Here is a 1,149-nt window from a genome sequence, read left to right as displayed (position 1 = left end):
GAAGATCGTCTTGATAAGCTTGGTTTTATTTGTGAGGCAATGGACTTCGAAGAAGTGACTAACCTTTGGGCGCGTAAAGGCCGCCAGTGGCCGCTCGTTTGTTTTGCTGGCCACACCGATGTTGTGCCAACTGGACCTGAGTACCAGTGGCAATACCCTCCTTTTGAAGCACGCATTGAAGACGGGCATATTCATGGACGCGGTACCGCAGACATGAAAGGTAGTTTAGCGGCGTTTATCACGGCAACTGAGCGCTTCATCGAAAAGTATCCAGAGCATAAAGGCTCTATCGCCTACTTGATTACGAGTGATGAAGAAGGTCCAGCGAAAAATGGAACGGTAAAGGTCATCGAAACCTTAGAAGCTCGTAACGAGAAAATTGACTGGTGTCTTGTTGGCGAACCCTCAAGCACCACAACGCTAGGTGATGTCATTAAGAATGGCCGTCGTGGCTCTTTGAACGCAAAGCTTACTATCAAAGGTAAGCAAGGGCATGTTGCCTACCCGCACCTTGCAGATAATCCTATCCATAAAGCTTCCAGAGCGCTTGCTGAATTAGCAGATATTGAATGGGACCAAGGAAATGAGTTCTTTCCAGCAACCTCTTTCCAAATCACCAACTTTAACTGCGGAACTGGCGCTACTAATGTCATTCCAGGCGTTGGTGAAGTGTTGTTTAACTTTAGATATTGCACAGAGGTGACAGCAGAAGAGCTCACAGAGAAAACCGAAGCAGTACTCGAAAAGTATGACTTAGACTACGACATTGTATGGAACCTGAGCGGACGACCATTTCTTACTGAGGCAGGCCCACTCGTTGAGGCCGCCGTTGCGTCAATTAAAGAAGTCAAAGGAATTGATACCGAGCTATCCACTAGTGGAGGCACATCAGACGGCCGGTTTATCGCGCCAACAGGTGCACAGGTCTTAGAGCTTGGCCCATTAAATGCGACCATTCACCAAGTGAACGAGCACGTAAGCGTTCAGGATTTGAATGATTTGTCAGATATCTATGAAGGTATACTGACGCGGTTGCTAGCGCCATAGTTTACTAGCCCAAGACAATGAATGATCAATTGCCACATCTCAAATGCCCTGTGTGCGGCAAGCCGCTCAAACTCATGGAGCGCACCTTGAGATGTGAGCAAA

The 1,149-nt window shown here is 47.7% G+C and carries 1 protein-coding gene; it reads left to right on the top strand.

Annotated features, from left to right (window positions below; genetic code table 11):
* On the top strand, positions 1–1,047 hold a 1,047-nt coding region (gene dapE / locus A3762_RS19920; protein WP_068757285.1), incomplete at its 5' end, for a succinyl-diaminopimelate desuccinylase.
* Between the last annotated feature and the right edge of the window lie 102 nt (positions 1,048–1,149).

It is taken from the genome of Oleiphilus sp. HI0125, from assembly GCF_001635355.1.
The sequence above is the reverse complement of the archived record's forward strand: the minus strand, read 5'-3'. Positions and strand labels throughout refer to the sequence as shown.